The 22,911-nt window shown below is 71.2% G+C and carries 32 protein-coding genes; 29 read left to right on the top strand and 3 right to left on the bottom strand.

Features of this window, described 5'->3' with window-relative positions; translation table 11 throughout:
• Nucleotides 1-34: 34 nt before the first annotated feature.
• From ACIA73_RS39700 to ACIA73_RS39690, 3 genes are all read right to left on the bottom strand, one after another.
• On the bottom strand, nucleotides 35-1,762 hold the full coding sequence (locus tag ACIA73_RS39700; RefSeq protein WP_399443862.1) for a recombinase family protein: 1,728 nt from the start codon (nucleotides 1,760-1,762) through the stop codon (nucleotides 35-37).
• Nucleotides 1,763-1,860: 98 nt separating this feature from the next.
• A complete protein-coding gene (locus ACIA73_RS39695; RefSeq protein ID WP_399443861.1) occupies nucleotides 1,861-2,244 on the bottom strand; it encodes a hypothetical protein in 384 nt (127 codons plus the stop codon).
• Between the two features lie 23 nt (nucleotides 2,245-2,267).
• Nucleotides 2,268-2,684, bottom strand: a complete 417-nt coding sequence (locus ACIA73_RS39690) for a helix-turn-helix domain-containing protein (protein WP_399443860.1) — start codon at nucleotides 2,682-2,684, stop codon at nucleotides 2,268-2,270.
• 342 nt (nucleotides 2,685-3,026) lie between these two features.
• Here ACIA73_RS39690 and ACIA73_RS39685 point away from each other — a divergent pair, with 342 nt between their 5' ends.
• The 29 genes from ACIA73_RS39685 to ACIA73_RS39545 all read left to right on the top strand — a co-directional run bounded on the left by ACIA73_RS39685 (nucleotide 3,027) and on the right by ACIA73_RS39545 (nucleotide 22,846).
• Entirely contained in the window at nucleotides 3,027-3,239 is a 213-nt protein-coding gene (locus ACIA73_RS39685; RefSeq protein WP_399443859.1) for a helix-turn-helix domain-containing protein, read from the top strand.
• The gene (locus ACIA73_RS39680; protein WP_399443858.1) at nucleotides 3,236-3,457 is read left to right on the top strand and encodes a hypothetical protein; all 222 of its coding nucleotides are present in this window, start codon (nucleotides 3,236-3,238) and stop codon (nucleotides 3,455-3,457) included. Before ACIA73_RS39685 ends, ACIA73_RS39680 begins: the two co-directional genes overlap by 4 nt.
• 75 nt (nucleotides 3,458-3,532) lie before the next feature.
• Entirely contained in the window at nucleotides 3,533-3,901 is a 369-nt protein-coding gene (locus tag ACIA73_RS39675) for a hypothetical protein (RefSeq protein ID WP_399443857.1), read from the top strand.
• On the top strand, nucleotides 3,898-4,131 hold the full coding sequence (locus ACIA73_RS39670; RefSeq protein ID WP_399443856.1) for a hypothetical protein: 234 nt from the start codon (nucleotides 3,898-3,900) through the stop codon (nucleotides 4,129-4,131). The genes ACIA73_RS39675 and ACIA73_RS39670 overlap by 4 nt, the downstream gene beginning before the upstream one ends.
• Nucleotides 4,128-5,306 carry a Rad52/Rad22 family DNA repair protein gene (locus tag ACIA73_RS39665; RefSeq protein ID WP_399443855.1) on the top strand — a complete coding sequence of 393 codons (1,179 nt, stop codon included), beginning with the start codon at nucleotides 4,128-4,130 and terminating at the stop codon, nucleotides 5,304-5,306. The genes ACIA73_RS39670 and ACIA73_RS39665 overlap by 4 nt, the downstream gene beginning before the upstream one ends.
• Nucleotides 5,303-5,977 (top strand): hypothetical protein, encoded by a 675-nt coding sequence (locus tag ACIA73_RS39660; RefSeq protein WP_399443854.1) that lies wholly within the window; start codon nucleotides 5,303-5,305, stop codon nucleotides 5,975-5,977. Before ACIA73_RS39665 ends, ACIA73_RS39660 begins: the two co-directional genes overlap by 4 nt.
• Nucleotides 5,974-6,663: a hypothetical protein gene (locus tag ACIA73_RS39655; protein ID WP_399443853.1), complete on the top strand. Its 690-nt coding sequence runs from the start codon at nucleotides 5,974-5,976 to the stop codon at nucleotides 6,661-6,663. Before ACIA73_RS39660 ends, ACIA73_RS39655 begins: the two co-directional genes overlap by 4 nt.
• Before the next feature lie 220 nt (nucleotides 6,664-6,883).
• Nucleotides 6,884-7,102 carry a hypothetical protein gene (locus ACIA73_RS39650; protein WP_399443852.1) on the top strand — a complete coding sequence of 73 codons (219 nt, stop codon included), beginning with the start codon at nucleotides 6,884-6,886 and terminating at the stop codon, nucleotides 7,100-7,102.
• Between the two features lie 13 nt (nucleotides 7,103-7,115).
• Nucleotides 7,116-7,940, top strand: coding sequence for a helix-turn-helix domain-containing protein (locus ACIA73_RS39645; protein ID WP_399443851.1), 825 nt, complete (start codon nucleotides 7,116-7,118; stop codon nucleotides 7,938-7,940).
• A gap of 7 nt (nucleotides 7,941-7,947) precedes the next feature.
• Nucleotides 7,948-8,643, top strand: a complete 696-nt coding sequence (locus ACIA73_RS39640) for a hypothetical protein (RefSeq protein ID WP_399443850.1) — start codon at nucleotides 7,948-7,950, stop codon at nucleotides 8,641-8,643.
• On the top strand, nucleotides 8,640-8,840 hold the full coding sequence (locus tag ACIA73_RS39635) for a hypothetical protein (protein WP_399443849.1): 201 nt from the start codon (nucleotides 8,640-8,642) through the stop codon (nucleotides 8,838-8,840). The genes ACIA73_RS39640 and ACIA73_RS39635 overlap by 4 nt, the downstream gene beginning before the upstream one ends.
• Nucleotides 8,841-8,941: 101 nt before the next feature.
• A complete protein-coding gene (locus ACIA73_RS39630) occupies nucleotides 8,942-9,469 on the top strand; it encodes a single-stranded DNA-binding protein (protein WP_399443848.1) in 528 nt (175 codons plus the stop codon).
• Nucleotides 9,470-9,561: 92 nt separating this feature from the next.
• Nucleotides 9,562-9,903, top strand: coding sequence for a hypothetical protein (locus ACIA73_RS39625; protein ID WP_399443847.1), 342 nt, complete (start codon nucleotides 9,562-9,564; stop codon nucleotides 9,901-9,903).
• Nucleotides 9,904-9,974: 71 nt separating this feature from the next.
• Entirely contained in the window at nucleotides 9,975-10,190 is a 216-nt protein-coding gene (locus ACIA73_RS39620) for a hypothetical protein (RefSeq protein ID WP_399443846.1), read from the top strand.
• Nucleotides 10,187-10,369, top strand: a complete 183-nt coding sequence (locus ACIA73_RS39615) for a hypothetical protein (RefSeq protein ID WP_399443845.1) — start codon at nucleotides 10,187-10,189, stop codon at nucleotides 10,367-10,369. Before ACIA73_RS39620 ends, ACIA73_RS39615 begins: the two co-directional genes overlap by 4 nt.
• Nucleotides 10,366-10,986, top strand: a complete 621-nt coding sequence (locus tag ACIA73_RS39610; protein WP_399443844.1) for a hypothetical protein — start codon at nucleotides 10,366-10,368, stop codon at nucleotides 10,984-10,986. Before ACIA73_RS39615 ends, ACIA73_RS39610 begins: the two co-directional genes overlap by 4 nt.
• A 90-nt stretch (nucleotides 10,987-11,076) precedes the next feature.
• Nucleotides 11,077-11,319 (top strand): hypothetical protein, encoded by a 243-nt coding sequence (locus ACIA73_RS39605; protein ID WP_399443843.1) that lies wholly within the window; start codon nucleotides 11,077-11,079, stop codon nucleotides 11,317-11,319.
• A gap of 48 nt (nucleotides 11,320-11,367) precedes the next feature.
• Nucleotides 11,368-12,162: a hypothetical protein gene (locus tag ACIA73_RS39600; protein WP_399443842.1), complete on the top strand. Its 795-nt coding sequence runs from the start codon at nucleotides 11,368-11,370 to the stop codon at nucleotides 12,160-12,162.
• Nucleotides 12,163-12,308: 146 nt separating this feature from the next.
• Nucleotides 12,309-13,739, top strand: coding sequence for a hypothetical protein (locus ACIA73_RS39595; protein ID WP_399443841.1), 1,431 nt, complete (start codon nucleotides 12,309-12,311; stop codon nucleotides 13,737-13,739).
• 67 nt (nucleotides 13,740-13,806) lie between these two features.
• On the top strand, nucleotides 13,807-14,457 hold the full coding sequence (locus tag ACIA73_RS39590; protein WP_399443840.1) for a helix-turn-helix domain-containing protein: 651 nt from the start codon (nucleotides 13,807-13,809) through the stop codon (nucleotides 14,455-14,457).
• Nucleotides 14,458-14,535: 78 nt separating this feature from the next.
• Nucleotides 14,536-15,534 (top strand): DUF2637 domain-containing protein, encoded by a 999-nt coding sequence (locus ACIA73_RS39585; RefSeq protein WP_399443839.1) that lies wholly within the window; start codon nucleotides 14,536-14,538, stop codon nucleotides 15,532-15,534.
• A 104-nt stretch (nucleotides 15,535-15,638) separates the two neighbouring features.
• Nucleotides 15,639-16,157, top strand: coding sequence for a helix-turn-helix domain-containing protein (locus ACIA73_RS39580; RefSeq protein ID WP_399443838.1), 519 nt, complete (start codon nucleotides 15,639-15,641; stop codon nucleotides 16,155-16,157).
• A gap of 3 nt (nucleotides 16,158-16,160) precedes the next feature.
• Nucleotides 16,161-17,414, top strand: a complete 1,254-nt coding sequence (locus tag ACIA73_RS39575) for a PBSX family phage terminase large subunit (RefSeq protein WP_399443837.1) — start codon at nucleotides 16,161-16,163, stop codon at nucleotides 17,412-17,414.
• Complete coding sequence (locus tag ACIA73_RS39570) at nucleotides 17,411-17,572, top strand: hypothetical protein (RefSeq protein ID WP_399443836.1); 162 nt, start codon at nucleotides 17,411-17,413, stop codon at nucleotides 17,570-17,572. The genes ACIA73_RS39575 and ACIA73_RS39570 overlap by 4 nt, the downstream gene beginning before the upstream one ends.
• Nucleotides 17,569-19,047, top strand: coding sequence for a phage portal protein (locus ACIA73_RS39565; RefSeq protein WP_399443834.1), 1,479 nt, complete (start codon nucleotides 17,569-17,571; stop codon nucleotides 19,045-19,047). Before ACIA73_RS39570 ends, ACIA73_RS39565 begins: the two co-directional genes overlap by 4 nt.
• Before the next feature lie 13 nt (nucleotides 19,048-19,060).
• Nucleotides 19,061-21,016: a phage minor capsid protein gene (locus ACIA73_RS39560; protein WP_399443833.1), complete on the top strand. Its 1,956-nt coding sequence runs from the start codon at nucleotides 19,061-19,063 to the stop codon at nucleotides 21,014-21,016.
• A 15-nt stretch (nucleotides 21,017-21,031) separates the two neighbouring features.
• Nucleotides 21,032-21,190, top strand: a complete 159-nt coding sequence (locus ACIA73_RS39555) for an Rmf/CrpP fold protein (RefSeq protein ID WP_399443832.1) — start codon at nucleotides 21,032-21,034, stop codon at nucleotides 21,188-21,190.
• Between the two features lie 87 nt (nucleotides 21,191-21,277).
• Nucleotides 21,278-21,973 carry a hypothetical protein gene (locus ACIA73_RS39550; RefSeq protein WP_399443831.1) on the top strand — a complete coding sequence of 232 codons (696 nt, stop codon included), beginning with the start codon at nucleotides 21,278-21,280 and terminating at the stop codon, nucleotides 21,971-21,973.
• 12 nt (nucleotides 21,974-21,985) lie between these two features.
• Complete coding sequence (locus ACIA73_RS39545) at nucleotides 21,986-22,846, top strand: N4-gp56 family major capsid protein (protein ID WP_399443830.1); 861 nt, start codon at nucleotides 21,986-21,988, stop codon at nucleotides 22,844-22,846.
• The last annotated feature ends 65 nt before the right edge of the window (nucleotides 22,847-22,911 follow it).

Here is a 22,911-nt window from a genome sequence, read left to right as displayed (position 1 = left end):
ACGTGTATCGAATCCTCTAAAACACAAACTCAGGTTAAGCAGCAACGGCGAGTTGGGGCGCCTTCAACAGGGACACCTTGGCCGGCGCCCATGGGTCCGGGGCCCACACAGGGTGGATCTCAAAGCGCGAGTTGTTGCGCTTCCCTCGCCCGATGTCGGTCCGGTAGATCGCGACACGACGGATCAACTTGTGCAAGATCGAATTGCGGTCGCTGGCGGGAAGCGTGTCCCACTCGTCGAGCAACCCCACGACAAGCAGCGCGTAGTCGGCCTGCTGTGGTGTCTCCTCGACCTCGACGACGGCTTCTAGGGCCCGCTCCGTCTCCGCCTTGTCCTGACGGATCTTGTCGCGTGCCTTCTCGTACTCCCCGGGCAGGTACTCGTCGGGGTTGACGGCGTGGTCTGCGCGCAGGTTGGCAAGGCCGTCGTCCAACTTCTTGATCTTCTTCGTAAGGTGCTCCCGTTCCTTGGCCGCGAGTTGCCGGGCCTTTGTGACGTCGTGTCGACGTTGTTCTGCCGGTTGCGCCGCGTCTACGCCCTCGGCAACCTCTTCGGCGAGCCAGTCGAGCAGGTGCTGTTCTAGGCGTTTGCGCGTGGTGGTCGCTCCCTGGCAACCGCTGCCACCGGTCTTGATGTAGAAGTTGCACCGGTAGCCGTAGCCGGAAACGGCGTTGCCCTTGGTGCCCCCGGTAAAGGACGCCATGCCGCGTCGGCACTCACCGTGTCGGACCAGGCCCGAAAGCGCGTAGCTCGCGGACCGTGCGCCGGGGGGAAGATCCCGGATGAGCTTCCGGTGGTCGAGGTACTCCCTCCACAGGGTCTCGTCGATGATGGCCGGCTGTGCGCCTGGCAAGAAGTTCCATCGCTTGCACGTCGAGATGTTGCCGCACTTGCAGTCCGTCTCGTGTGTGCGGAGGAAGCCGGCCGCAAAGCCTGAGTCCATGTACTTCCGTAGGGCGGACTGCTCCCAGAGATTCCCTGCCATGGAGCGGAAGCCGAGGGAGTTGAGCCACGCGCAGATCCGGGTGAAGCCCTCCCGCTTGTAGACCTTGCGCTCGTACGCCTCAAGCAGGATGTCGGCGGAATCGAGGTCGAAGGAATACCGCTCCTTCTGAAGGGTCTCGGTGCGCGGGTCCCACCGGCGGTGCCAGACGTACCCGAACCGCTTTCGGCCGGTCGCGGGCAGGCGTTCCTTGGTCCGGCGGTGTTCGTGCGTCTCCCGCCACTGCTCGCCGGCGCGGTTGCTCTCGAAGTTGCCGAACGCGAAGATCATTTCGCGTTGGAACTCCCCGATCGCTGTACCGGCGTCGATCGGTTCGGTTGCCGATTCGAGGCGCCCACCTGCGTATTCGAGCCTGGCGAGGTTGATGGCGTTGCCGGTCCTGTTGCGGCCGAACCGGCTGTACTTCCATACGGCGATGCCCCGGGCGAAGCCTGCTTCGATGCCCTCGACGCCCCGCATGATCTTGCGCTTGAAGTTCCGGCCGGTGGCGTCGAGGTCGACTATCCACCCGATGATCCGGCGCCCGGTCTTGCGGGCCCATTCGTCTATGGCGGACTTCTGGAGTTCGGGGCTGATCTTCTCCTCTCGCCATGTGCTGACCCGGACGTACCCGATGTACGGCTCTAGGTCGAGACTCGACAGGTCGTCGGGCACTGCGAAGAATGTTGCCGGCACTTGTTCGCGCAGGAACGGCTCGGGCACGTCTCGGAAGACGGCTTCCAGCTCTTCCCACGTGATGTGTTGGGCTTTCGTTGCCAACGGTTCTTTCCCCTCCCTGGTGAACGATTGTTGGGGCGCCTGATGCGCTACCCCCGCAGGAGCGCATGGGGCTGGATGGTGGCCACCTTCCTTGCGAGCTAACGGTGCTGGGCACGCCGCTTGTCCGCGGCCTGGTGGGCGCACGGCACGGCGTGCAGCCGGTGCACGGTGGCTACTTCCGCCGTGTGGGCGCCGGGCCCGTCGTCGATGACCGGAGGCGGGTTGAGCAGGCCCCGGTGGGCATGTTCGAGGCCGAGCCGGTACCCCTCCCGGCGGAGCATTTCGGCTTTGTCGGCGTCGATGTGCTGTTGTCGCCGTACCCACGTGAGGGTGACGAGCGGTAGGGCGGCGAGCATCGTTCCCGCCCCGATGTCCGCAAGCCATGGCCGGTCCCAGAAGATGGCGCCGCACAGGAGCACTGCGAGGCCGGTGGCGAAGACTGCATGGGAAACGACGACGGCGAGCTGCTCGCGGCTGGTCATCGGGGGAAGGGCCTTTCTCTGCGCTATCCGCTTGCGCTGCGTCCGTCCTCCCTGGGGACGCGTAGGGCGTCGACCATGGTCTCGAACGCAGCGATGGCTTGTGGGTCTGTGATCCCCAGCTCTGCCGCAGCCTGCTTGGCGGTTATGGGCTGGGGGCTAATAGGTCGGTCGATACCGCCGGCGAGCTTCTCCGGAGTGGAGACGCCGGCTCGTACGAGGATTTCGCCGTGAGAGACGCCTAGCCCTTGGGCCAGTTGTTCCAGGGTGCGCAGTTCGGGGACGCCGTCAGCTCGCAGGAGTCGCGACACGGTCGCGGTGCTGATTCCGGAGGCTTTGGCGAACGCGTTCTGTCCGCCTCGCTCGGGATAGCCGAGCTTGAGGAGCCGGTCTTTCAACCACTTGGCGAACGTCTGTGGTGTGTGGGCAGCCGCTTCTGTCATGCGTGAAACATATCGCGCATGAAAGGAACGCACACGTGGTACCGGGCATTGGCATAGTCCGCCTCCCCCCTTCGTGGCATAGGACGTACCCAGGTTCGTTCAGTTTCGAACAAACCTTCGAGGTGGAGTGTAGGGCTCACGCGTCACTCCTGTCACGCTGTAAACGGGGCAACACCCTCCGCTAAGGACATCGTCCCAGGTGTGCCGGTTGGGCCCCTTTACGTACGACGCTCGGACCACCCAAGGGGTTGTACTGCTCCGAACGTTTCACGCGTGAAACGAACCTGCTATGTTTCAAGCACGAGAGAAACACCCACGGTTTCTCTCGTGAAAGGAACATCCATGTCCTACGCACCTGCCGCGCTGCTCGCCGCTGCGGAAGCCGCCGGCGACCGGACCCCCGCCGATATGGCACGCCGCATGCGCGTGCCGTACCTCGCCGTCTACCGGTGGGCAACAGGCCGCAACGCGCCGAGCCCCGCCGGCCTCGCCGCCATCGAGCGGACCTACGGACTCACCCCGGCCGACCTGCTTCACGAGGAGTCCGCCGCATGAGCCGCATCGTTCCCCGCGACCAGGCCCTCGCCGACGCCCGCCGGATCCTCGACCACGCCCGCGCCCGCCGCGACGCACTGCCGCTCCGGCAGGCCGCCGAACGGGCCGCCGTCGGAAGTGAGCGGACGGCCGACGAGATCGAGCTGCACCTGCGCCGGCTGCACCGCGCCGCGCGAACCCAGCAGCAGCCCGTCGCACCGGCCGCCGCTGCGGCCTGACCCATGAAAAAACCGCCCCGGTTGCACCCGGGGCGGCGAGCGAGACCACCCGTATCCAGCACGAGAGGTCACCCCATGAACCGTACCCGCCCGCCCCTCGACGGAGGCCGCCCGATGATCCGCGCACCCCGTGCCGCCCTCGCCGTACGGGCCGTCATGGTCGCCCGCGCCGTCTCCCGCGTCGCCCCCGGCGCCGCGACCGTCCAGACGACGCCCGTGTACGTCGAGACGCCACCGCGCGGCCCGCGCATCGCCACGCACGTCTACCTCGCCGACGTCCTCGGCCGCCCGCTCCCCGCCACGCCGGACGCGCACCGGGCCGCGTACGCCGCCCTGACTCGCGCGTTCCCTGCCGCCAACTGGGCGACCGACGAGCACCGTTACGACGTCCGCCGTGGCGAACTCACGTTGCACGCCCTCGACATCCCGGGGGCGATCCAGTGACCGCCGAGACCGTCCTCGACGCCCTCGCCGAGGCGTACGCCGACGAGCCGGCCACGGTCGAGCACCTGCTGCTCGACCTCGCCGCCGCCCGTTCGCACGCCGACCACATGCGGCACTACCCCGCCGCCACCGACTACGGGCGCGACAACGCCGCCGCCGGCCTCGACCGCGCCCGCGAGGACCTGCTCGACGTCCTCGACCTGCCCAGCACGAACGGAGTCCCCGCGTGACCGTCCTCCCCCTTCACCGCAACACCCCCGCCGACATCGCCGGCCCTGCCGATCTCACCGTCGAGCAGGTCACGACCCTCCTTGCCCCGATCAACCCCTCGCGCGTGCAGACCCTCAACAGGCAGTCGCACCTCGAAGCGTGGGACGTCCGCCGGTGGCTCAACCGAGTGTTCGGGTTCGGTGGCTGGTCCGACGAGACGCTCGAACTGGTCTGCGTGGCCGAACGGGAGATCAACCCCGGCCGCTGGACCGTCATCTACCGGGCGCAGGTGCGCCTCACGGTGAAGACGACCGACGGCCGGACGCTCACCGCGTACGACGATGCCGCCATGGGGGACAGCCGTAATCAGCCGTCCCTCGGCGACGCCCACGACATGGCCATGAAGACCGCTCTTTCGCAGGCGTTGAAGCGGTGCGCGCACAACTTGGGTGACGCGTTCGGTCTGTCGCTCTACAACGACGGGAGCAGGCAGGCCGTCGGTATCTGGTCGGCCGCGCACCCGAAGCCGACCGACGACGCCGACGTGCCCACCGTGCCCGACGACGCTCCGGTGAAGCCCGAACCGGCGCCCGCCGTCGAGCACCAGGCCCCGGCCGCCGAGCAGCAGGTGCAGCGCAGCAAGCAGGCCGAGGGCGGACCGTGGGAGACCTCGCCACAGCAGGCACCCCCGCAGCAGCGCCCCCGGGCCGTGCCGGACCAGCAGCAGGCCGGACCGGCGGGCCCGTCGCGTGACTACCTCGCCGACGCGCAGGCCGCCGAGTCGCGCGAGCGGTTCGACCAGGTGCGCGCCGCCGCCGTCGCCGAGGGCGCCCCGCCCGAGTACCTCGCGCAGCTCGACGCCATCGCGCAGCAGAAGGAGCAGGCCGCACAGCAGCAGGCCCCGAAGCAGCAGGCGCCGCGCAAGTCGGACGCGCCGAAGCCCGGACCCGCGCGCCCCACGGCCGTCCCGTCCATCCCGTCCGCCCCGGACCCGGAAGCGGACGCCGCCCGGCAGCAGCACGCCGTCGCCCTTGCCGAGCTGCTCGCCGCCGGTAAGGCCCTCGCCCTCGAACCGTCGCACCTCGACGACATCGCGCGGGCCGAGGCCGGTTGCACGGCCGCCGAGTGCACGGTCGAGCAGCTCGGCGCCATCACCGCCGACCTGCGCGCCGCCGCCGAGGGGGCCGCCGCGTGAGCGTCGAGGAGAGCACCGAGCAGGCCGTCGAGGAACCGAAGTACACCCCGGCGCAGATCAAGGCCGCCACGACGAAAGAGGCCGTCCTCAAGGCCCTGCTCGACCAGGTCGACAAGGCGTACAAGGACGCCCGCGCGGACGTGCAGGCGATGCTCGACGAGCAGCAACGCACCACGGGCGGTACGAAGTTCGAGGCGACCCTGCCGGACGGGACCAAGGTGGGCGACGTCCGCCTGTCCGGCGGCGAGAAGGCCGCGAAGATCACCGACGAGCAGGCGTTCGTCGAGTGGGCACACAAGACGTTCCCGAGCGAGGCCATAACCAAGTTGGTCCGGCCCGTGCCCGCCCGTTTGGACAAGGGTGTGCAGCCGCGGTTCGTCACGCTGCTGCTCGAACAGATGACGGCCGCAGGTGTGGCGCAGGTGCACGACGCCGAGAGCGGCGAACTGTTCGACGTGCCCGGCGTGGAGATCAAGCCGAGCCGCGCCCGTACGCACTCCGTGAACTTCACCCGGGCAACCAAGGTGAAGCGCGCCGGCCGCGACCTGGTCGCGGACGCGTGGCGATCCGGCATCCTCGCCCCGATCGTCCTGCCCGCCCTCGCCCCGCCGCCGCCCGCCGCGACGGCCGCCGCCGCGCCGCAGGCCGACGAGAGCGAGGCCGCAGCGTGAGCCGTCGACTTGTTCGCGGACTCGACCTGTCCCTGACCGGTGCCGGTATCGCCGGCGCCGGTTGGGCGCAGACCCTCGGCAGCAAGGGCAAGCGGACCGACACGTACGCGATGCGTCGCACGCGGCTGCACCGCCTCGCCGACCGGATCCTCGACACGGTCGGCCCGTGCGACCTCGCCGTCGTCGAGGGCCCGAGCTACGGGTCGAAGGGGGCGGGAACGTGGGATCGCGCCGGATTGTGGTGGCTGGTCGTCGACCGCCTCGCCGCACGCGACATCCCCGTCGCCGTTGTCACCCCGGCCGCCCGGGCAAAGTACGCGACCGGTGACGGCCGCGCCGGAAAGCAGGCCGTCGTCGAGGCGGTCGGCCCCCGGTACGGCGTCGCCCTGCGCGACGACAACCAGGCCGACGCATACGTGCTGCTCGCCATGGGGCACGACTGGCTCGACGAGCCCCTCGCCGACGTCCCGGCGAAGAACCGGGCCGCCCTCGACCGCGTCGAGTGGCCGCTGCTGCTCCCCCCGCCGGCCGTGCAGCTCGGCATCGGGGGCGGAGACCGGCCGTACCCCGAGACCGTGCCCACCGCGCCGCGGAAGCCGCACCGGCGCAAGCCGAAAGCGGGACAGGCCGCCATCGGTCCGGGGCAGGTCGATGCCCTCGCCCTGGTCGAGGGGGCCGCCGCGTGAAGTGCGCGCACTGGATAGGCGACCGCCGCCGGTACTGCCGTATCCCCGGGGCCCGGCAGTACATCCAGGGGCCCCGGTGCCCGCTCCACACCCCGTCGGCCCTCGCCGGGAAGCCGGAGCCCGGAACGCCCCCACGGCCGCGCATCGTCGAGCACCGGGCCGTCGAGGACGGACCGCCCTGATACCGCCGACCGTTCCCTGCCCGGCGTGCGGATTCCCCGTGATCCGCACGCCGGGGGGCAGCCTGCTCGACCCGACCCCGCACCCCCTCGCCATCACCCGGCCGGACGGCCGACGGATGACACCGCGCGAAGTCGTCGAGTGCGCCCTCGACCGCCGGCCGCCGCGCGGACACCACCCGCACCGCCCGGGCCTGCTCCCCCCGTATGACTGCCGCCCCCGAAAGGCCGAGCAACTCGCCCTCGACCTTGACCTGTAGGAGATACCGCCCGATGAGTTACGACGCCCGCGAATGGGTGTGGGACCACAGCAGCAGCAAGGGCACCGCCCGTATGGTCCTCGCCCTTATCGCCGACCGGTGCGTCGACCGGCGTTGCATGGCGTACGCGTCCGTCCCCGCCCTGATGAAGCGCGCCAACGCGTCGAGGACGGCCGTACGCGACGCCCTCGACAAGCTGCTCGACGGGCCCGAGCTTGTGCTGCTCCCCGGCCGCAAGGGGCCCCGCGGAGAGACGTACTACCACCTCCCCGCCGCCGCTCGATTCCTCGCCGAGCAGCCCGCCGAGGGGGACCGGATTCCGACCCCCGGGGGACCGGATTCCGGCCCTGCCGACCCGCCCGAAGGGGGACCGGATTCCGACCCGGGGGACCGGATTCCGACCCCGGGGGGGACCGGATTCCGACCCGGAGGGGGACCGGATTCCGACCCCCAGAACAGAAGAGAACCGAAGGTGAACGGTAAGAGAGCTGCTGCTCTCTCCCCCGCCGCCGAGTGGCAGGTCGACGACGACACCCTCGCGTGGGTACAGCGCGAGGGCCACCTCGACCGACTCGGCGAGGACGGCCTGCGCGCCGCCGACGAGAAATGGCGCGCGTACCGGGATACCGCCGCACCCCGTGCCGCCGCCGGATGGGCCGCTGACTGGCGTTCGTGGATCACCCGGGAGCGCACCCCCGCCCCGGGCCGCCCGAACCTCTACGCCCTGCCCGGCGGCTCTCCCGCCGCCCCCTCGCCTGCGGCCGGTATGACCAGCGCCGAAGCCCACACCGCCGCCCTGCTCGCCCTGCTCGACGACGCCCCGACCGGAACGGAGTAACACCCCCATGGACCGCCGCGAAATAGCCGGACTGCTCGCCTACATGGGCCGCGTCGACCCCCGCACCAGGCGCACCGACCCGGGAGAGTTGCGCGACCAGGTCGACCAGTGGCAAGAGCTGCTCGGCGACGTCCCCCTGAACACCGAATCCGGGTGGGACGCCCGCACCGCCGTACGGACACACGCCGTCAGCTCGCCGTACCCGGCCCTGCCCGTGGACGTCGCACGCCAGTGGCACAAGCACAGCGCCGACCGCCTCGCCCGTCACACCGACCCCCTGCCGTCCGCCGACCCCGACGACGTCGAGTCGTGGCGGGCCGAGCTGCTCGGTACCCGGCAGGCCGTTCTCACCGGGCAGCGCCCCCCGAACGAGCAGCGCGCCATCACCAGCGGCGCCACGGTCGACCCGGCGGTCGAGGCCCGCCTGCGTGCCATCGGTTCCGTGATCCCCCCGAAGGTGCGCGCCGAGCTTTCCCGTTTCCGGCCGACCCGGGCCGCCCGGGAAGCCGCGGCCGTCGAGGGCCGCCCCGACCCGCTCGCCGTCCGGTGCGAGTGGTGCCACGCCCCGGCCGGCGAACCCTGCCGTAACCGCCGTATGGGTCTCGACGGAGACGCACGGGGCAACGCCCGCCGAGCTACGCCGCACCCCTCCCGCCTCGACCTTGCCACCGCCGAACTGCAACGCCAGGAGACCGCCGCATGAACCGACCGGACACATCCGAGCCGTCCACCCCGGCCGTCGAGGAGCAGCACCCCGTCGCCGAGCGTCAGGCCGTCAAGCACGACCAGGACGACGACCACGACATGTACGAGCGACTCATGAAGCAGGCCCCGACCAGCCGCGACAGTCGCGGCCGTCGCCCCTGTAGGCACGTCGTCGGTGGTCGCGGAATCCGGTAACCCCCTCCCCAACCGGGACGACAAGGGCGACGCACGCCCGCTACATTTCACGTACGATCCGTTTTGCAGCTTTTCGTTTCACGCTCGAAAGAGGAGAGCCGTTGTCCGGCGAAACCGTCATCACCGTTGTAGGAAACCTGGTCGACGACCCCGAGCTGCGGTACACGCCGAGCGGCGCAGCCGTCGCAGCGTTCCGCGTCGCATCCACCCCCCGCGTGTTCGACAAGACCGCGAACGAGTGGAAAGACGGAGACAGCCTCTTTCTGACCTGCTCGGCGTGGCGCACCCTCGGCGAGAACGTCGCCGCGTCCCTCGCCCGCGGATCCCGCGTCATCGTGCAGGGCCGACTCAAGCAGCGCAGCTACGAAGACCGCGAGGGCGTAAAGCGCACGGTCTTTGAGCTGGACGTCGAGGACGTCGGCCCCTCCCTCCTCCGCGCCACCGCCACCGTCACCAAGACCACCGGCGGAACCACCAGCAGCCCGCAGCAGCGCCAACAGCCGACCGGTGACCAGTGGAACACCGGACAGCAGCAGCGCCCCGCACAGAGGCCCCAGCAGCCCCAGCAGCCCCAGTACGCGCAGCAGCAGCACCCGGCGCAGGGCTACGGAGACGAGCCCCCGTACTGACCCTCGCCCACGACCGGTCGATGCCGCCCCCGTGCGCAGGGGGCGGCGCCCCTTCCCCGCCTACCGCACCTTCCCGAACGGACCCGGACACCATGACCGAGCAGACCCTCGCTGCCTCGCCGCTCCCCCTCGCCGACGTGATCAGTGCCAACGTCCGCATTCTGCGCCGCCGGAACCGCTGGACGCAGGGGCAGGCCGGACAGGAATGGGAGACCGTCACCGGCCGCACCATGACCGCGCAGTCCTGGCACTTCCTCGAACGCTCCGGGGGCCGTGCGTGGACGGCCGACGACATCGAAGCCGCGGCGGACCTGTTCGACGTCGAGCCCGCCACCCTTCTTGTCCCCCTCGACGTCTGCGCGCAGTGCGACGACCGGCCGCCGGCCGGATTCATCTGCGCCACCTGCGGAGTCGAGGGCCCACACAAGGCGTAGCAGCCCCCGCTCGACCGGTCCGGCGCCACCACGGCGCCGGACCCGCCCCATCCCCACCGAAAGGCGCAGCAGTGAGCAGCCCGACCCGTCGCACCGTCCACCTGACCCGCACCGAGCACGCCCTGCCGCTCCCCGCGTCCCTGCTCGACGTCGCCGCCCTGGTCGACACTGTGCGCGCCGAACTCACCCGGGCCGACCGCCCCGTCGTCGACGCCGAGTTGCGTGTCGTCGAGGGGGAGCTGCTCGCGTTCTACGACGTGCCGCGTGCGGCCGTCGTGACCCGATGAGTACCGCCCTCGCCGTCGTCCTGGTCCTGGTCGTCCTCGCGTCCGGCATACCGCTGGGCCGTTGGGCGTGCCGCCGCGACCCGGGCCCCCTACGCCGCCACCCGGCCGACACCCGCGGCGCCTGCGACCCCACCTGTCCCACCTGTACCGTCCTCGCCGAACGAAAGGCCGACCAGTGAACAGCCGCACCACCCGCGCCGCACGGGAGCAGGCCCGCCTCGACCGCCGTACGCAGGTCGACAACCTGCTCGCCCGGTACGCCCGCACCGTCCCGGCCGAGGCCGAGCTGCTGCGCGCCCTGGTCGACGCCGAGACAGCCGAGGGTGACCGGTACCGCCGGGAGTGCGGCGGACAGCAGGCAGCGGTACGCCGGGAGCAGCAGCGCGTCGCCGCCGCCGAAGAGGCCATGCGGCAGGCCGAGGAGCAGGCCCGGGCCTATGCCGAGCAGCTCGGCGTACGCACCCGCAGCCTCAGCATGTGGGCACACGAGGCACGCGAAGCACACGGGGAGCAGCAGCGCGCCGAGGCCGCCCTCGCTCGCGTCCGGGAGCAGCTCGACGACGTCGAGGCCCTCACAACCCGCCTCGCCGCCTACTGCGTGGCCGCACAGAACGCGAGCGGCGCCCCCAACTGGCCGGCCCTACCCGACGCCATCCGGGCCACCGTGCCGGACGCCACCCGAACCGCCGCCCGGTACCGCCTCGCATGGCGCAGCGCCCGCCGCCGCGCCCTCGCCGCCGAGTCGGCCCTCGCCGCTGAACTCCCGTACGTCATCGCGCACCAGGCCCTCGCGTAACTCCCCTCGCCCCGCACGCGATGAAGACTGTTCCGCCAGGTGCCTTACATGCCGCGCCCGGAACGAACGCGCCCAACGAGAGCAGGCCCCATGACTGACGACATCCGTGCATCCATTCGCCGCGCCATGACCACCCCGAACCACATGACTCCCGAAACCGCCGACCGGCAGCTCGACGCCTACGCGGCCGACGTCCTGCGCGCCGCAGCCCAACACCTTCGCGTACACGTCTGGGGCCCCCTGTACGACGAAGACGACCACGACACCGCCGCCGGAGTCAGTCAGGCCGCAACCGCCCTCGACGACCTCGCCGCCAACCAGGCCACCACCTGACCCACCGCAACACCGCACCCGCCGCGCCCCGTCGAGGAGACAGACACCGTGCAGCACCCCGTCGCCATCCGTACCGCCGCCCGCCTGCGCACCATCCGGGAGCAGTGGGGCGCCCTGCTCGCCGCCGTCGAGACGCCGTCCACCTCGACCGTGTGGCCGCCGGCCGAAACCCGCGCGTTCCTGAACACCGGGGCCGACGAGGGGGCCCTACTGGTCGAGGACCGGGCGCCGCTCACCCTGCGACAGCATCCTGCGCCCGCGAACCTCGACGCCCTCGACGCCGCCCGGTTCGTTGAGCGGCAGGTGTTCAACCTCGCCGACACCCTCGCCGCCGCCGTGCAGCACGGCACCGACGACGACCCGCGCAGATGGGCCCCACTGACCCTCGGCGCCCGAGACGCGCGTACGGCCGTCGGTTCCCGGGCGCACGGACTGCATTGGGCGTGCGTGTTCGTCGAGGCCCGAGTGCTCAACGAGGACACCGAACCCGAGCTGCTCGGCGACACCCTGATATCCGCGCCATTCGCCACCCTGCCCGAGCACCTACTGCACGAAGCCGCACGGGTGGCCCGGGCCTGCGAGCAGCGCGTCGCCCGCATCGTTGCAGCGGACACCATCACCGGGAGCCGCGTCCTGCCCGCCCCGTGCCCGTCCTGCGGGGGCGTCCTGGTCGTACGCGCCGCCCCGGCCGACCCGCCGACCGTCACCTGTTGCACGGGCGAGCGGTGCGAGGCGGACACTGGCCGCGACGCCCACGGCCGCCGCGTATGGGAGTGGCCGGCCTGTCTGCCGCTACTGCTCCCCCCTGCGGCCCCGGACGTCGACACCCCCCAGGCCGCGTGAGTCGAACGCGCGGAGCAGGGCCCGGAATTGATCCCGGGCCCTTTGCCCGAACCCCTTGTGAACCTAGTTCAGAACCTAGTACAGTGGGTGTTGTTCACCCCGCCGGCTGCACACCGGCACCCACCACAACCACGGGAGCTAACCCCATGGAGCAGCAGACATTCACCGAGCAGGCCGGCGTCACGTACGCCGTAGTCGGCAAGGGCAAGCGCGTGCACTACTCGCCGCGCAACGACGAAACCCTGTGCGGTCGCGCCCTCACGGAGTACCTCGACGGCAGCGACGCCGCCGCCCTGTTCGGCAAGGGCCACGAACTGTGCGCGCCCTGCCACCGTGCCGCCGAGAAGCGCGCCGAGGCCCGCCGCCTTGCCGACGCGTCCCCCCTCGCCGCCGCCCTGGTCGACCTGGTCGACACCATCGAGCAGGCCGACGCCGAGCAGGCCGCGGCCGACGGAACGTGGCGCGGCGCGTGGATCGGCGCGCAGGAGGACGCCGAGACCCTGTTCCCCATCGAGCGCGACACCGAGCAGGGCGCACTCTTCACCGACCGCGCCGCCGTCGAGCCGGTCGTCGTCGAGGGTGCCGTCGTCGAGCACGCCGGAACGGCGCAGGGGAGCACCCCGGGCAACGCCTTGCACCCCGACGTCGCCGCCGCCCGCGTCGCCCTCGATTCGACGAGAGCCGCACTCATGACCGAGCACCACGACGTAAGCGACCCGGCGGAGGACGAACGGAGCGTGCGCGGGTACCTGGTCGAGCCCCGCGGGCATGGCCGCGTCGCTCTGTACTGGATCGAAGAGGGCCGCAGCGTCTGCCGTGACGGCTGGTATGGGCCGAGCCTCGACCATGCGGCACGGACGATGGAGCGTGCAGGTTGGACCGTCGAGAAGATGGCGCGTTCCTCGCAGTGCGTGTTCGCCCACCGTCCCGCCGAGGATGCCGCGCCGGCCGCCGTCGAACCGGCCGCACCCAAGTGCCGGCACGACATCGCCGTTCGCCCGGACGTCTCGGGCAACCCGATTGCGACGTGTGACCGGAAGCAGTCGAACCAAGAAGCCGGCGCATTCGACGACGAGGGACTACTCGTCGAGGCGTACGACTGCGCCGTTCAGGCTGCCAACAGGGCCGCCGAGTGGAACGCCGCGGACGACGACTCGACCCCCGCCGACCCGTCGTACACATGGGACCTGTTGTGCGCCGACCACCGCGACAATGAGCAGCAGGTCGACGAGTGCGAGGAGTGCAACGCCGAGGAGGCCGCGGCCGACGTCATCGAGCAGGCCGCCGTCGAGGAGGCGCCCCGGTGCAGGATGCACGGCGCCGCGTGCGACGGAAACCCGAAGCGCCGACACGAGTTCGAGGCGACGGCCGAGCAAGTCGAGGTCGCACGCGAGACCAGGCGACAGGCCAAGGCCAAGGTTGCCCGCATCGCCGAACTCGACGACGTCCTCGCCATGATCGAGCAGGCCGAGCGCGCCGACGGAACGTGGCGCGGCGAATGGATCGCTGCCGCACCGACCGACGCCGAGCTGCTCGCCCTGCCCGCCGACGCCGAACAGGGCGCATTGTTTGCCTGACCAGCGGTACCGTTCCGCCCGCCCCCGCGACCGTGCGGGGGCGGGCCCGTCCCAGAGAGAGCAGCAGATGAGCACCGAACCGACCGAGCCGACCGTCGCCGAGTTGCGTGCCGACCTCGCCGAACGCCTCGCAAGCGCGCGCCCGGGCCTGTCCGCTTCCGTGTTGCGCGGAGTGCTCGACCTGCTCGACGAATGGCAGCAGGAAGCCGCAGACGGTGCCCTGCGGCGGAACGTGCAGCACCGCACGGAGGCAGAAACCGCACGCGACCGCCTGCGCGCCGCCGGCCGCGCGCGCCGTGAGTGGGAGAACCGCTACGCCCCGTGGAAAGCGGAGATCATCTACAACGCGCACCACGTCGCCGGCGCCTCCGTGCCGGACATCGCCGAGGAATTCGGTTGCTCCGAGGGGTACGTCTACCGCGTGTTGCGTACGAACGCCGCGTACGAGTACCGCCTCGACGTCCGCGACGGAGCGCCCGGGCCCGGGTGGCAGCCGTTCGAGTCCGCCGACGTTGTCGCCCCGATCAACGAGCCCGAGGTGATCGCACACCGCGCCATCGAGGAGTACCTCGCCGCGCACCCGGAGCACGCCGACCACGAAGTCGCCGAGCCGCGCCTGCGCGTGCTCATCTGGACGGCCGCCGCCAAGGAGCAGCCCGACGAGCAGGCCGTGCGAACGGTCCTGTGGCCCTACCCGGACGACGACGAAGACCAGTAACCCCACCAACACAGCAGGCCCGACCGATGACTGCACATCACCGACCGGGCCCTAACCACCACGGGAGCTAACCCCGCCATGGCTACGCACCACCCTACCTACGCCCACCCTGCGACGAGCAGCCCCTCGCGCGGGCCGATCGTTGCCGCCGTCGCGGCTACCGCGGCTTTCGCGTTCCTCGCGTTCCGCCTGTCGTTCGAGGCCCTTACCGCCCTCGCCGCCGAGCACGGAGTCGACCCCGACGTCGGTTGGATGTTCGCCGTCCTGGTCGACGGGGGCGCCGTCGTCGGCACCGTGGGAGTGGTCGCCGCCAAGCGCGCCGGCCGCCGGGCCCGGGCCTACTGGGGAACCGTCGTTGCGTTCGCCGCCGTGTCCCTCGCGTTCAACGTCGAGCACTCCGACGGGACCGGCGTAGGCGTCGCTATTGCCGTCGTACCGCCGGTCGCGCAGTTGGTCGCCACCGAACTACTCGTACGGATGCTGCCCACCGCCGACACCGTCACCCCGGCGGACGTCGCCCCGTCGGTCGCGCACGCCGTCACCGCCGCCCGTACGGCGCAGGCCGCCGCCGACGCCGCACAGAGCGCCGCCGTCGCCGCGCAGGCCACCCTCGACACCGCCGACCGCACCGTCGCCGACGCCGTCACCCGCGCCGAGCAGGCCGCCGCGTCGCTCACCGCCGCCGCCGAACCGCCGCTTGCCCTGGTCGACCTCGCCGCCGCCGTCGCCGCCGTCGAGGAGCACCAGGCCGTCACCGACGCCCCGACCGACGCACCGGCGCCGCTCCCTCTCGCCGCAGTGTTCACCGCGCCGCCGCTCCCGACCCTCTCGCCGCTCGACGACGACCTCGACGACGACGCCCCCAGCGACGCACCGACGCCCGTGCAGTCTGCCGCCGCCGTTGTGTCGCCCGACGCCGTCGCCGCGTACCGCCGCCTGCTCCGGTCGACCGGTAAGCGGCCGACGGCCGAGGCCCTCGGCGCCGCCCTCGGACTCAAGAGGACCCGGGGGAGCGAGCTGCGCGTCGCCGTCGAGCAGGCTCTCGGAACAGGCGTTGCCGCCGTTATCAATCCGTGATCTAATGGGGCCGTCCCCGGCGTGCCCGGAAACACCCCCTCTACTTCGCCCCGTTGCCACCCCCCCCCGGCAACGGGGCGTCGCCATGTCCGGGAGGTGACGCCGTGCGTACACCGATCACCGACCAGGACCGCGAACAGGTCCGCCGGCTGCACGCCGAGGGCAAGAGCCGCAACGCCATCGCACGCACCATCGGGCGCAGCGGCTCGACCGTGTCCAAGATCGCCGCCGAGTGCGAACCGCCCCTGTCGTTCGAGCGCGGGCCCGAAGTGGTCGCCGCGACCGACGCCCGCCGTATCGACCTCGCCGCCCGCCGCGCACAGTTCGCCGAGCGGCTGCACGAATCCGCCGAGCGGCTGCACGCGCAACTGTTCGCGCCATGCACCGTGGGCGCGTTCGGAGGCAAAGACAACCTTTGGAACGACCAGGCCCTCGACCGCCCGCCGTTCGCCGACCAACGGCAGATCCTCGCCGCCGTATCCACAGCCGTGGACAAGTCATTGAAGCTCGCCCCCGCCGAGGGAGGCCAGGGAGCCGAAGACGTCCGCTCGATGCTGGGCACCCTCGGCGAAGCCCTCGCCGACGCATTCGCCGACGACGAGGAGGCCGACGACGGGGGGTGAGCCGTGCGCCTGCCCCCCGGCGTCGAACTTCCCCTTTCCCGCAAGCAACTGCGCAGCATCGGCCGCGCCCGCGCCCGCATCAACCTGTGGCACGGCAGCGTCAGGTCGGGCAAGACCGTTGCGAGCCTGCTCGCGTTCGTGATCGCCGTCGCCGCCGCCGGCCCGTCGGGACTCATCCTGATCTGTGGCCGGTCGCTACAGACGATCGAAAGAAATGTGTTCGAGCCGTTGCAGGACCCGGCTCTGTTCGGTGCTTTGTCCCGCCACATCCACCACACCAGGGGCGCCACCACGGCCGTCATCCTGGGGCGGACCGTGCACCTGATCGGTGCGAGCGACGTCCGCGCCGAGGGCCGCCTGCGTGGACTCACGGCGCAGCTCGCCTACGTCGACGAGGCGACGCTCGTTCCCGAATCGTTCTGGACGCAGCTACTCGCCCGACTCTCGACCCCGGGCGCGCGCCTGCTCGCCACGACGAACCCCGACTCGCCCCGCCACTGGTTGAAGGTCGGATACCTCGACCGGGCGCACGAACTCAACCTGCGTCACTGGCATTTCAAGCTCGCCGACAACCCGAGTCTTACGCGGCAGTACGTTTCCGATCTCACCGCCGAGTACGTCGGTCTGTGGCGCCGCCGCATGATCGACGGGGCGTGGGTGGTCGCCGAAGGCGCCGTATTCGACATGTGGGACGAGCAGCAGCACGTCGTCGACACCCTGCCGCCGATGCTCCGCTACTGGATGGCCGCGGATTACGGGACCACAAACCCGTTCGCCGCCCTGGTGCTCGGACTCGGCGCCGACGACCGGCTGTATGTCGTCTCGGAGTGGCGCCACGACAGCAAGGCCGCACACCGGCAGATGACCGATGCGCAGTACAGCGAAGCCGTACGCGCATGGCTCGACAAACAGCACGTCGAACCCGAGTGGACGTTCATCGACCCGAGCGCCGCCTCTTTCCAGACACAGCTATGGGCCGACGGACACCCCGGCGTCACCCGGGCCGACAACGAAGTGAAGCCCGGAATCCGCAGCGTGTCGTCGGCCCTCGCCGCCGGCCTGCTCCGCGTACACGAGTCCTGTACCGGCCTGCTCGGCGAGATCCCCGGTTACTCGTGGGACCCCAAGGCGTCCGCCAAGGGCGAAGACAAGCCCATCAAGACCGCCGACCACAGCGTCGACGCCCTGCGCTACGTGCTGCACAGCACCGCGCACGAATGGCGCCACCTGATCACCGCGAGGGAGGCCGCCGCATGATCACCCTGCCCGTGCACCTTCGCGTCGGAGGCACCGCCGCTGAGATCGGCACCGTCACCGTGGACGCCTCCGCGGAACTCCCCGCCGCCGTCGCCGAGCTGCTGCGTACCGCCGCCGACCACCTCGACCAGGTCGAGGACGAGGGGGGGCCGACGTGAGCCTGCCCGACAACGGGACGATGTGGCCGCCGCGCAGCATCGCCCCCCTGTACGACGACATCAAGGTCGACGACGCGTGGTACTCCGGTGACGCCGACCGCCTCGCCAAGGTCTACCGGTACGCGCCGCAGCAGCGGAAGGACGGCCGCCGCCGCTTGTGGGGGCGACACCGTCAGCCGGGCAAGCGCGAGGAACGGCTGCACATCCCCCTTGCTGGTGAGATTGCACAGACGTCCGCCGACCTGCTTTTCGCCGACACCCCCGTTATCACCGTGTCGGACACCTCGACGCAGGACCGCCTTACCGAGCTGCTCGACGATGGGGGCGTGCCCGAGCTGCTGCTGACCGCAGCAGAGACGGCCGCGGCTCTGTCCGGGGTGTTCCTGCGCGTGACGTGGGATCGCAACGTTGCCTCCGACCGGCCCCTGCTCACCATCGTTCACCCCGACCAGGCCGTACCCGAGTGGACGTTCGGCATCATGACCGCCGTCACATTCTGGCGGGCCCTGCCCGGTACGGGGTCGGCTGTATGGCGCCACCTCGAACGGCACGAACGGGGCCGCATCCTTCACGGCCTGTACGAGGGGACCGACGACCAGCTCGGCCGCCGCGTGCCGCTCACCGAGCACACAGAAACGGCCGGCCTCGCCGCGTCCCTCGGCGCCGAGGGTGACGCCATCGAGACCGGCGTGCCGATGCTCACGGCCATCTACGTGCCGAACATCGGACCCAACAGGAAGCACCGCGGCGCCCCATGGGGACGCAGCGACTTGCAGGGGGTGCACGACCTGCTCGACGCCCTCGACGAGACATGGTCATCGTGGCTACGCGACATTCGCCTCGCCCGTGCACGGCTGATCGTTCCCGACGGGTACCTGCGCAACAACGGCCCGGGCAAGGGAGCGTCATTCGACGACGACCGGGAAGTGTGGCAGACCCTCGCCATCCCGCCCACCGAGCAGGGCAACGGCATCACCTTGAGTCAGTTCGCAATCCGTGTCGAAGAGCACCGCACGACCGCCGAGTCGATCGTGCGACAGGCCACGACCGCCGCCGGTTACTCCCCATCGTCCGTCGGCCTCGACGGAGAGGGGGCCGCCGTCACCGCAACGGAGATCGCCGCCCGAGACCATCGGTCGATGGTGACCAGGGGCAAGAAGGCCCGTTACTGGCGACGTGCGATTGCCGAGATTCTGCGTGTGCTGCTCGCCGTCGACCGGGCGCAGTTCGGCACGCAGAACGCCAACGAGCGACCCGCGGTCGACATCGGCGACGGAGTCGCGGAAGACCCGGGCAGCACCGCGCAAACCCTGTCCCTGCTCTCGCAGGCGCAGGCCGTTTCCACCGACACGAAGGTGCGCACCCTGCACCCGGATTGGGACGACACGACCGTCGACGAGGAGGTCGCCCGGATTCACGGGGAGACCGGGCAGGCCGTACCCGACCCCGTCGGAAGTTACCCGCTCGCCGCGTGATCGGGGGTGCACGATGCCCGTGTCTCCCGATCAGGTCGAGTACCTCGCCGCGACAACGGCCGACCTGTACGCCGACGCCGAACGGCGCCTGCTCGAACTGTGCGCGCGGCAGCTCGCCATCGGGCAGGAAGCGCCCGGGTGGGCCGTCGCCAAGCTCGCCGCCGTCGCCCCCCTGCGCCGTGCGGCCGACACCCTGCTCGACACCCTCGCCCGGGGCGTCGACGAGGAGGTACGGCACGTGGTCGCCGAGGCGTACGACAGCGGCCGGCACTCCGCCCTCGCCGAACTCGGCGTACTCGGCGACGACGACCGGCGCACCGTCGCCGAGCGCACCCCGCAGGCGCAGGCCGTCGACCGCCTCGCCGCCGAGACCATCGAGACCGTCACCGCGACGCACCGGGGGATTCTCCGCGGCGTCGAGGACGGGTACCGGCAGGTTGTCGCCGAGGTGACCGCCGCTCCCCTACTCGGCACCGACACCCGCAGGCAGGCCACACAGCAGGCCATGACCCGGTTTGCCGACCGGGGCGTGACCAGCTTCCGCGACCGCGCGGGCCGCCGATGGGCCCTGACGTCGTACGCCGAAATGGCCGTACGGACGTCCGTGGGACGGGCCGCGACCGAAGCGCACATGACCACGCTCACCGCCGCCGGCGTCGACCTGGTCGTCGTCAGCAGCAGTCCGCGCGAGTGCCCGCTCTGCCGCCCGTGGGAACGGAAGGTGTTGTCCATCGGGGGGCCGTCCGGCGCCCGTACGGTCGACGTCGAGCACGCCGTCGAGGACGGCCGCATGGTCCGGGTGGACGTCGCCGGATCACTCGATGAAGCCCGCACCGCAGGACTGCAACACCCCAACTGCCGTCACAGCGTGTCCAGTTACACCCCCGGTATCACCCACACCGAGGACGCCGAATCAGACCCCGCCGGATACGAGGCAGGCCAGAGGCAGCGCGCCATCGAGCGGCACATCCGGAAGCACAAGAACCGGGCCGCCGCAGCAACCACGCCCGAGGGCAAACGCGCGGCCGAGGCCAAGGTGCGGCAGTGGCAAGGCGCCATGAGAATGCACCTCGCCGCACACCCGGACCTGCGCCGCCTGCGCCACCGCGAACAGCCCGGCGCCTCGAACCTCCCCACCACCTACACCCGGCCAGCCGACGACATCATGCAGGCCGCCCGCGTGCGCGCAGGCGACGACGTCACCCTGCGCGAGATGAGCGACGAGCAGCTCGCCCTCGCCACCCGCCCCGGAGTCCTCGACGAACGCAGCCTCGCCCGCATCGAGAGCGAGGCGGACCGCCGGGACACCGCAGACCTGCGCGCCACGGTGTTCCCCGAGGGGCGCCTGCTCGCCGACCTGTCCACCACCGGCGACGAGGCCCTCGCATGGGCGCAGCAGCACGCCACCGACGACGAACTGCTGCGCATCGCCGACGAACTCGACCGCCGGTACCCGGGCCCCATGCCCGAGTACCCCCTGCCGATGGGGGACGACGTCGACGACGTTCTCGCCGCGTCGGCCGCCCTCGACGACGCCCTCGCACCGGGGGCGCCGCCGTCCCAGTGGCAGCGGCACACGGACCTCGCCGACGACGCCCTGCCCGCCGCCGCGCGCCACCTCCCCGACGACGGGCCGGCCGACGCTCCCGTGCACAAGATCACGCGGCGCGAAGCACGCGACATGTATTTCGAGTGGGCCATGCAGCAGTACCAGGCCGCCGAGGACGCGACGAGGGGGTACCTGCTCAACAGCCGTGGCCGGGCACAGGGCGTCGACCCGGGCAGTCTGTTCACCGGTCCGGCACGCATCGCCTATGCGTACGCGAGCGACGAACTCAAGGCGTTTTGGCGCAAGCAGGAACGCAGGACGCAGCAGCAGTTCGTCGCCGAGGTCACCGGCCAGAATATGAACGACGTTCGCGCCGCTCAGCAAGCGATGTGGGACGCTCGGAACAAGCACGACGGATGACCGGAGGGGAACCCCATGGGAGCCCGCGCAGACCTCACTCGCGCACTGCTCGCCGGCCGCGCAGCGGCACGTGAGCAACAGCCCCCGACCGCGTGCCCGCACCCCGACCGCACGCATCTGCGGACCGCGTGGCTACGCGGATACGGACAAGCGAGCAGTACCGCCACCGACTAGCAAACCCCACCGACAACCACCCCCAGGGCCCGCCGACCGGCGGGCCCTTTCGCATGTCCCCACACGGTCACGGAGGGCCGATCACCCATGCCTGAAAGCCAGACTCCCGCCGCCCCGGCCGCGCCCGCCAACGACCCGGCCGCGAGCCCCGGCACCTCGCCCGTACAGGCCCCGGCCGCACCGGTGGCCCCTGTTGTACCGGCCGCGCCCGCCGCGCCGGTTGTCCCGGCCGCCCCGACCATCGACCCGGCAGTCGAGCAGCGCGCGACCGCAGCCGAGCAGGTCGCCGAGCAGGCCAAGACCGAGCGCGACGAGCTGCTCGCCGGCCTGCGCCGTGTCCTCGACCCGTCCGGCGCCGCCGCCGAGACCGACCCCGCGCAGCTTGCCGCGCAGGCGACCACCGAGCGCGACGCCGCCCTCGCCGAGGCCCGCACCCTGCGCGTGGAACTCGCCGCGCACCAGGCCGCGCACGGCGCCGGCGCCGATCCGTCCCGCCTGCTCGACTCCCGCACCGTCGAGAAGCAGCTCGCCGACCTCGACCCGACGGACGCCAAGTTCGGCGAGAAGCTCGCCGCCGTCATCACGGCCGCCGTCGAGGCAAACCCCCACCTGCGCGCCGAGGGCGCCCCGGCCGGCCCCGCCAAGGGCGGCGCCGACTTCACCCCCGGCACGACCGCAGCCCCGACCGCCGCACAGTTCGCCGCCATGTCCTACGGCGACCGCGTCGCACTCCACCAGTCCGACCCCGACCTGTACCGGCAGCTTTCTGCCGCATCCGAGTAAGGAGGGCACGCAATGCCCGCTGGAAAGACCACGTCCGCACAGATGATCGTGCCCGACGTCTGGGCCGACATGGTGCAGGCCCGATTCAAGGGCGCCATGATCCTTGGCACCCTCGCCACCGAAGACAACACCCTGGAAGGCAAGCCGGGCGACTCCGTCAGCTTCCCGAAGTGGACCGCGCTGGGCGAGGCGGAAGACCTCACCGAGGGCACCCCGATGACCCCGGAACAGCTCGCCACCACCCCGGGCAACTCCGCGACGATCAAGGAAGCCGGTAAGGCGGTCGAACTCACGGACAAGTCGCGGCTTGTCGCGTTCGGCGACCCGTACGCGGAGACGCAGCGGCAGCTCGGCGTAATCATCGCGAGGAAGATCGACACCGACCTGCGCCTCGCCGCCGAGGCCGCCGGCGTGATCACCGTGGACGCCTCGACCGAGGCCCTTTCCTGGGACGTCGTCGTGTCCGGCATCGAGCGGTTCGGCGACGAGTGGGACCCGGACAACATGGCCGGTCTCGTCATCCATTCCACGCAGCGCGCCGCCCTGCTCCGTGACCCGAACTTCATCAGCGCCGACAAGCTCGGCGCCGGTGCGGCCGTCATCCCGCGTGGCGTGATCGGTCAGGTGGGAGGCGTGAACATCCTGGTTTCCAACCGGCTCACCACGGCCGGCACCGGGGCCGCGACCACGTACAACGCGCTGCTTCTGCGGCGCGGCTCCCTGGGCCTGCTCTACAAGAGGCGCCCCGTTGTGGAGACCGATCGCGACATTCTCGCGCGCACCACCGTGGTCACGACGAACGTGCACTACGCCACGCACCGGCTCGACGACGAGGGTGTCGTCGTGCTGAAGACCAAGGGCGCCGCCGCATGATCCTGCGCCGCTACCACCAGCGCAGAAACGATTCTGCGCCTACCGAGAAGCCCGCCGACGCCCCG

The organism is Streptomyces sp. NPDC051561 (assembly GCF_044454195.1).
Classification (GTDB): Bacteria; Actinomycetota; Actinomycetes; order Streptomycetales; family Streptomycetaceae; genus Streptomyces.
The sequence above is the reverse complement of the archived record's forward strand: the minus strand, read 5'-3'. Positions and strand labels throughout refer to the sequence as shown.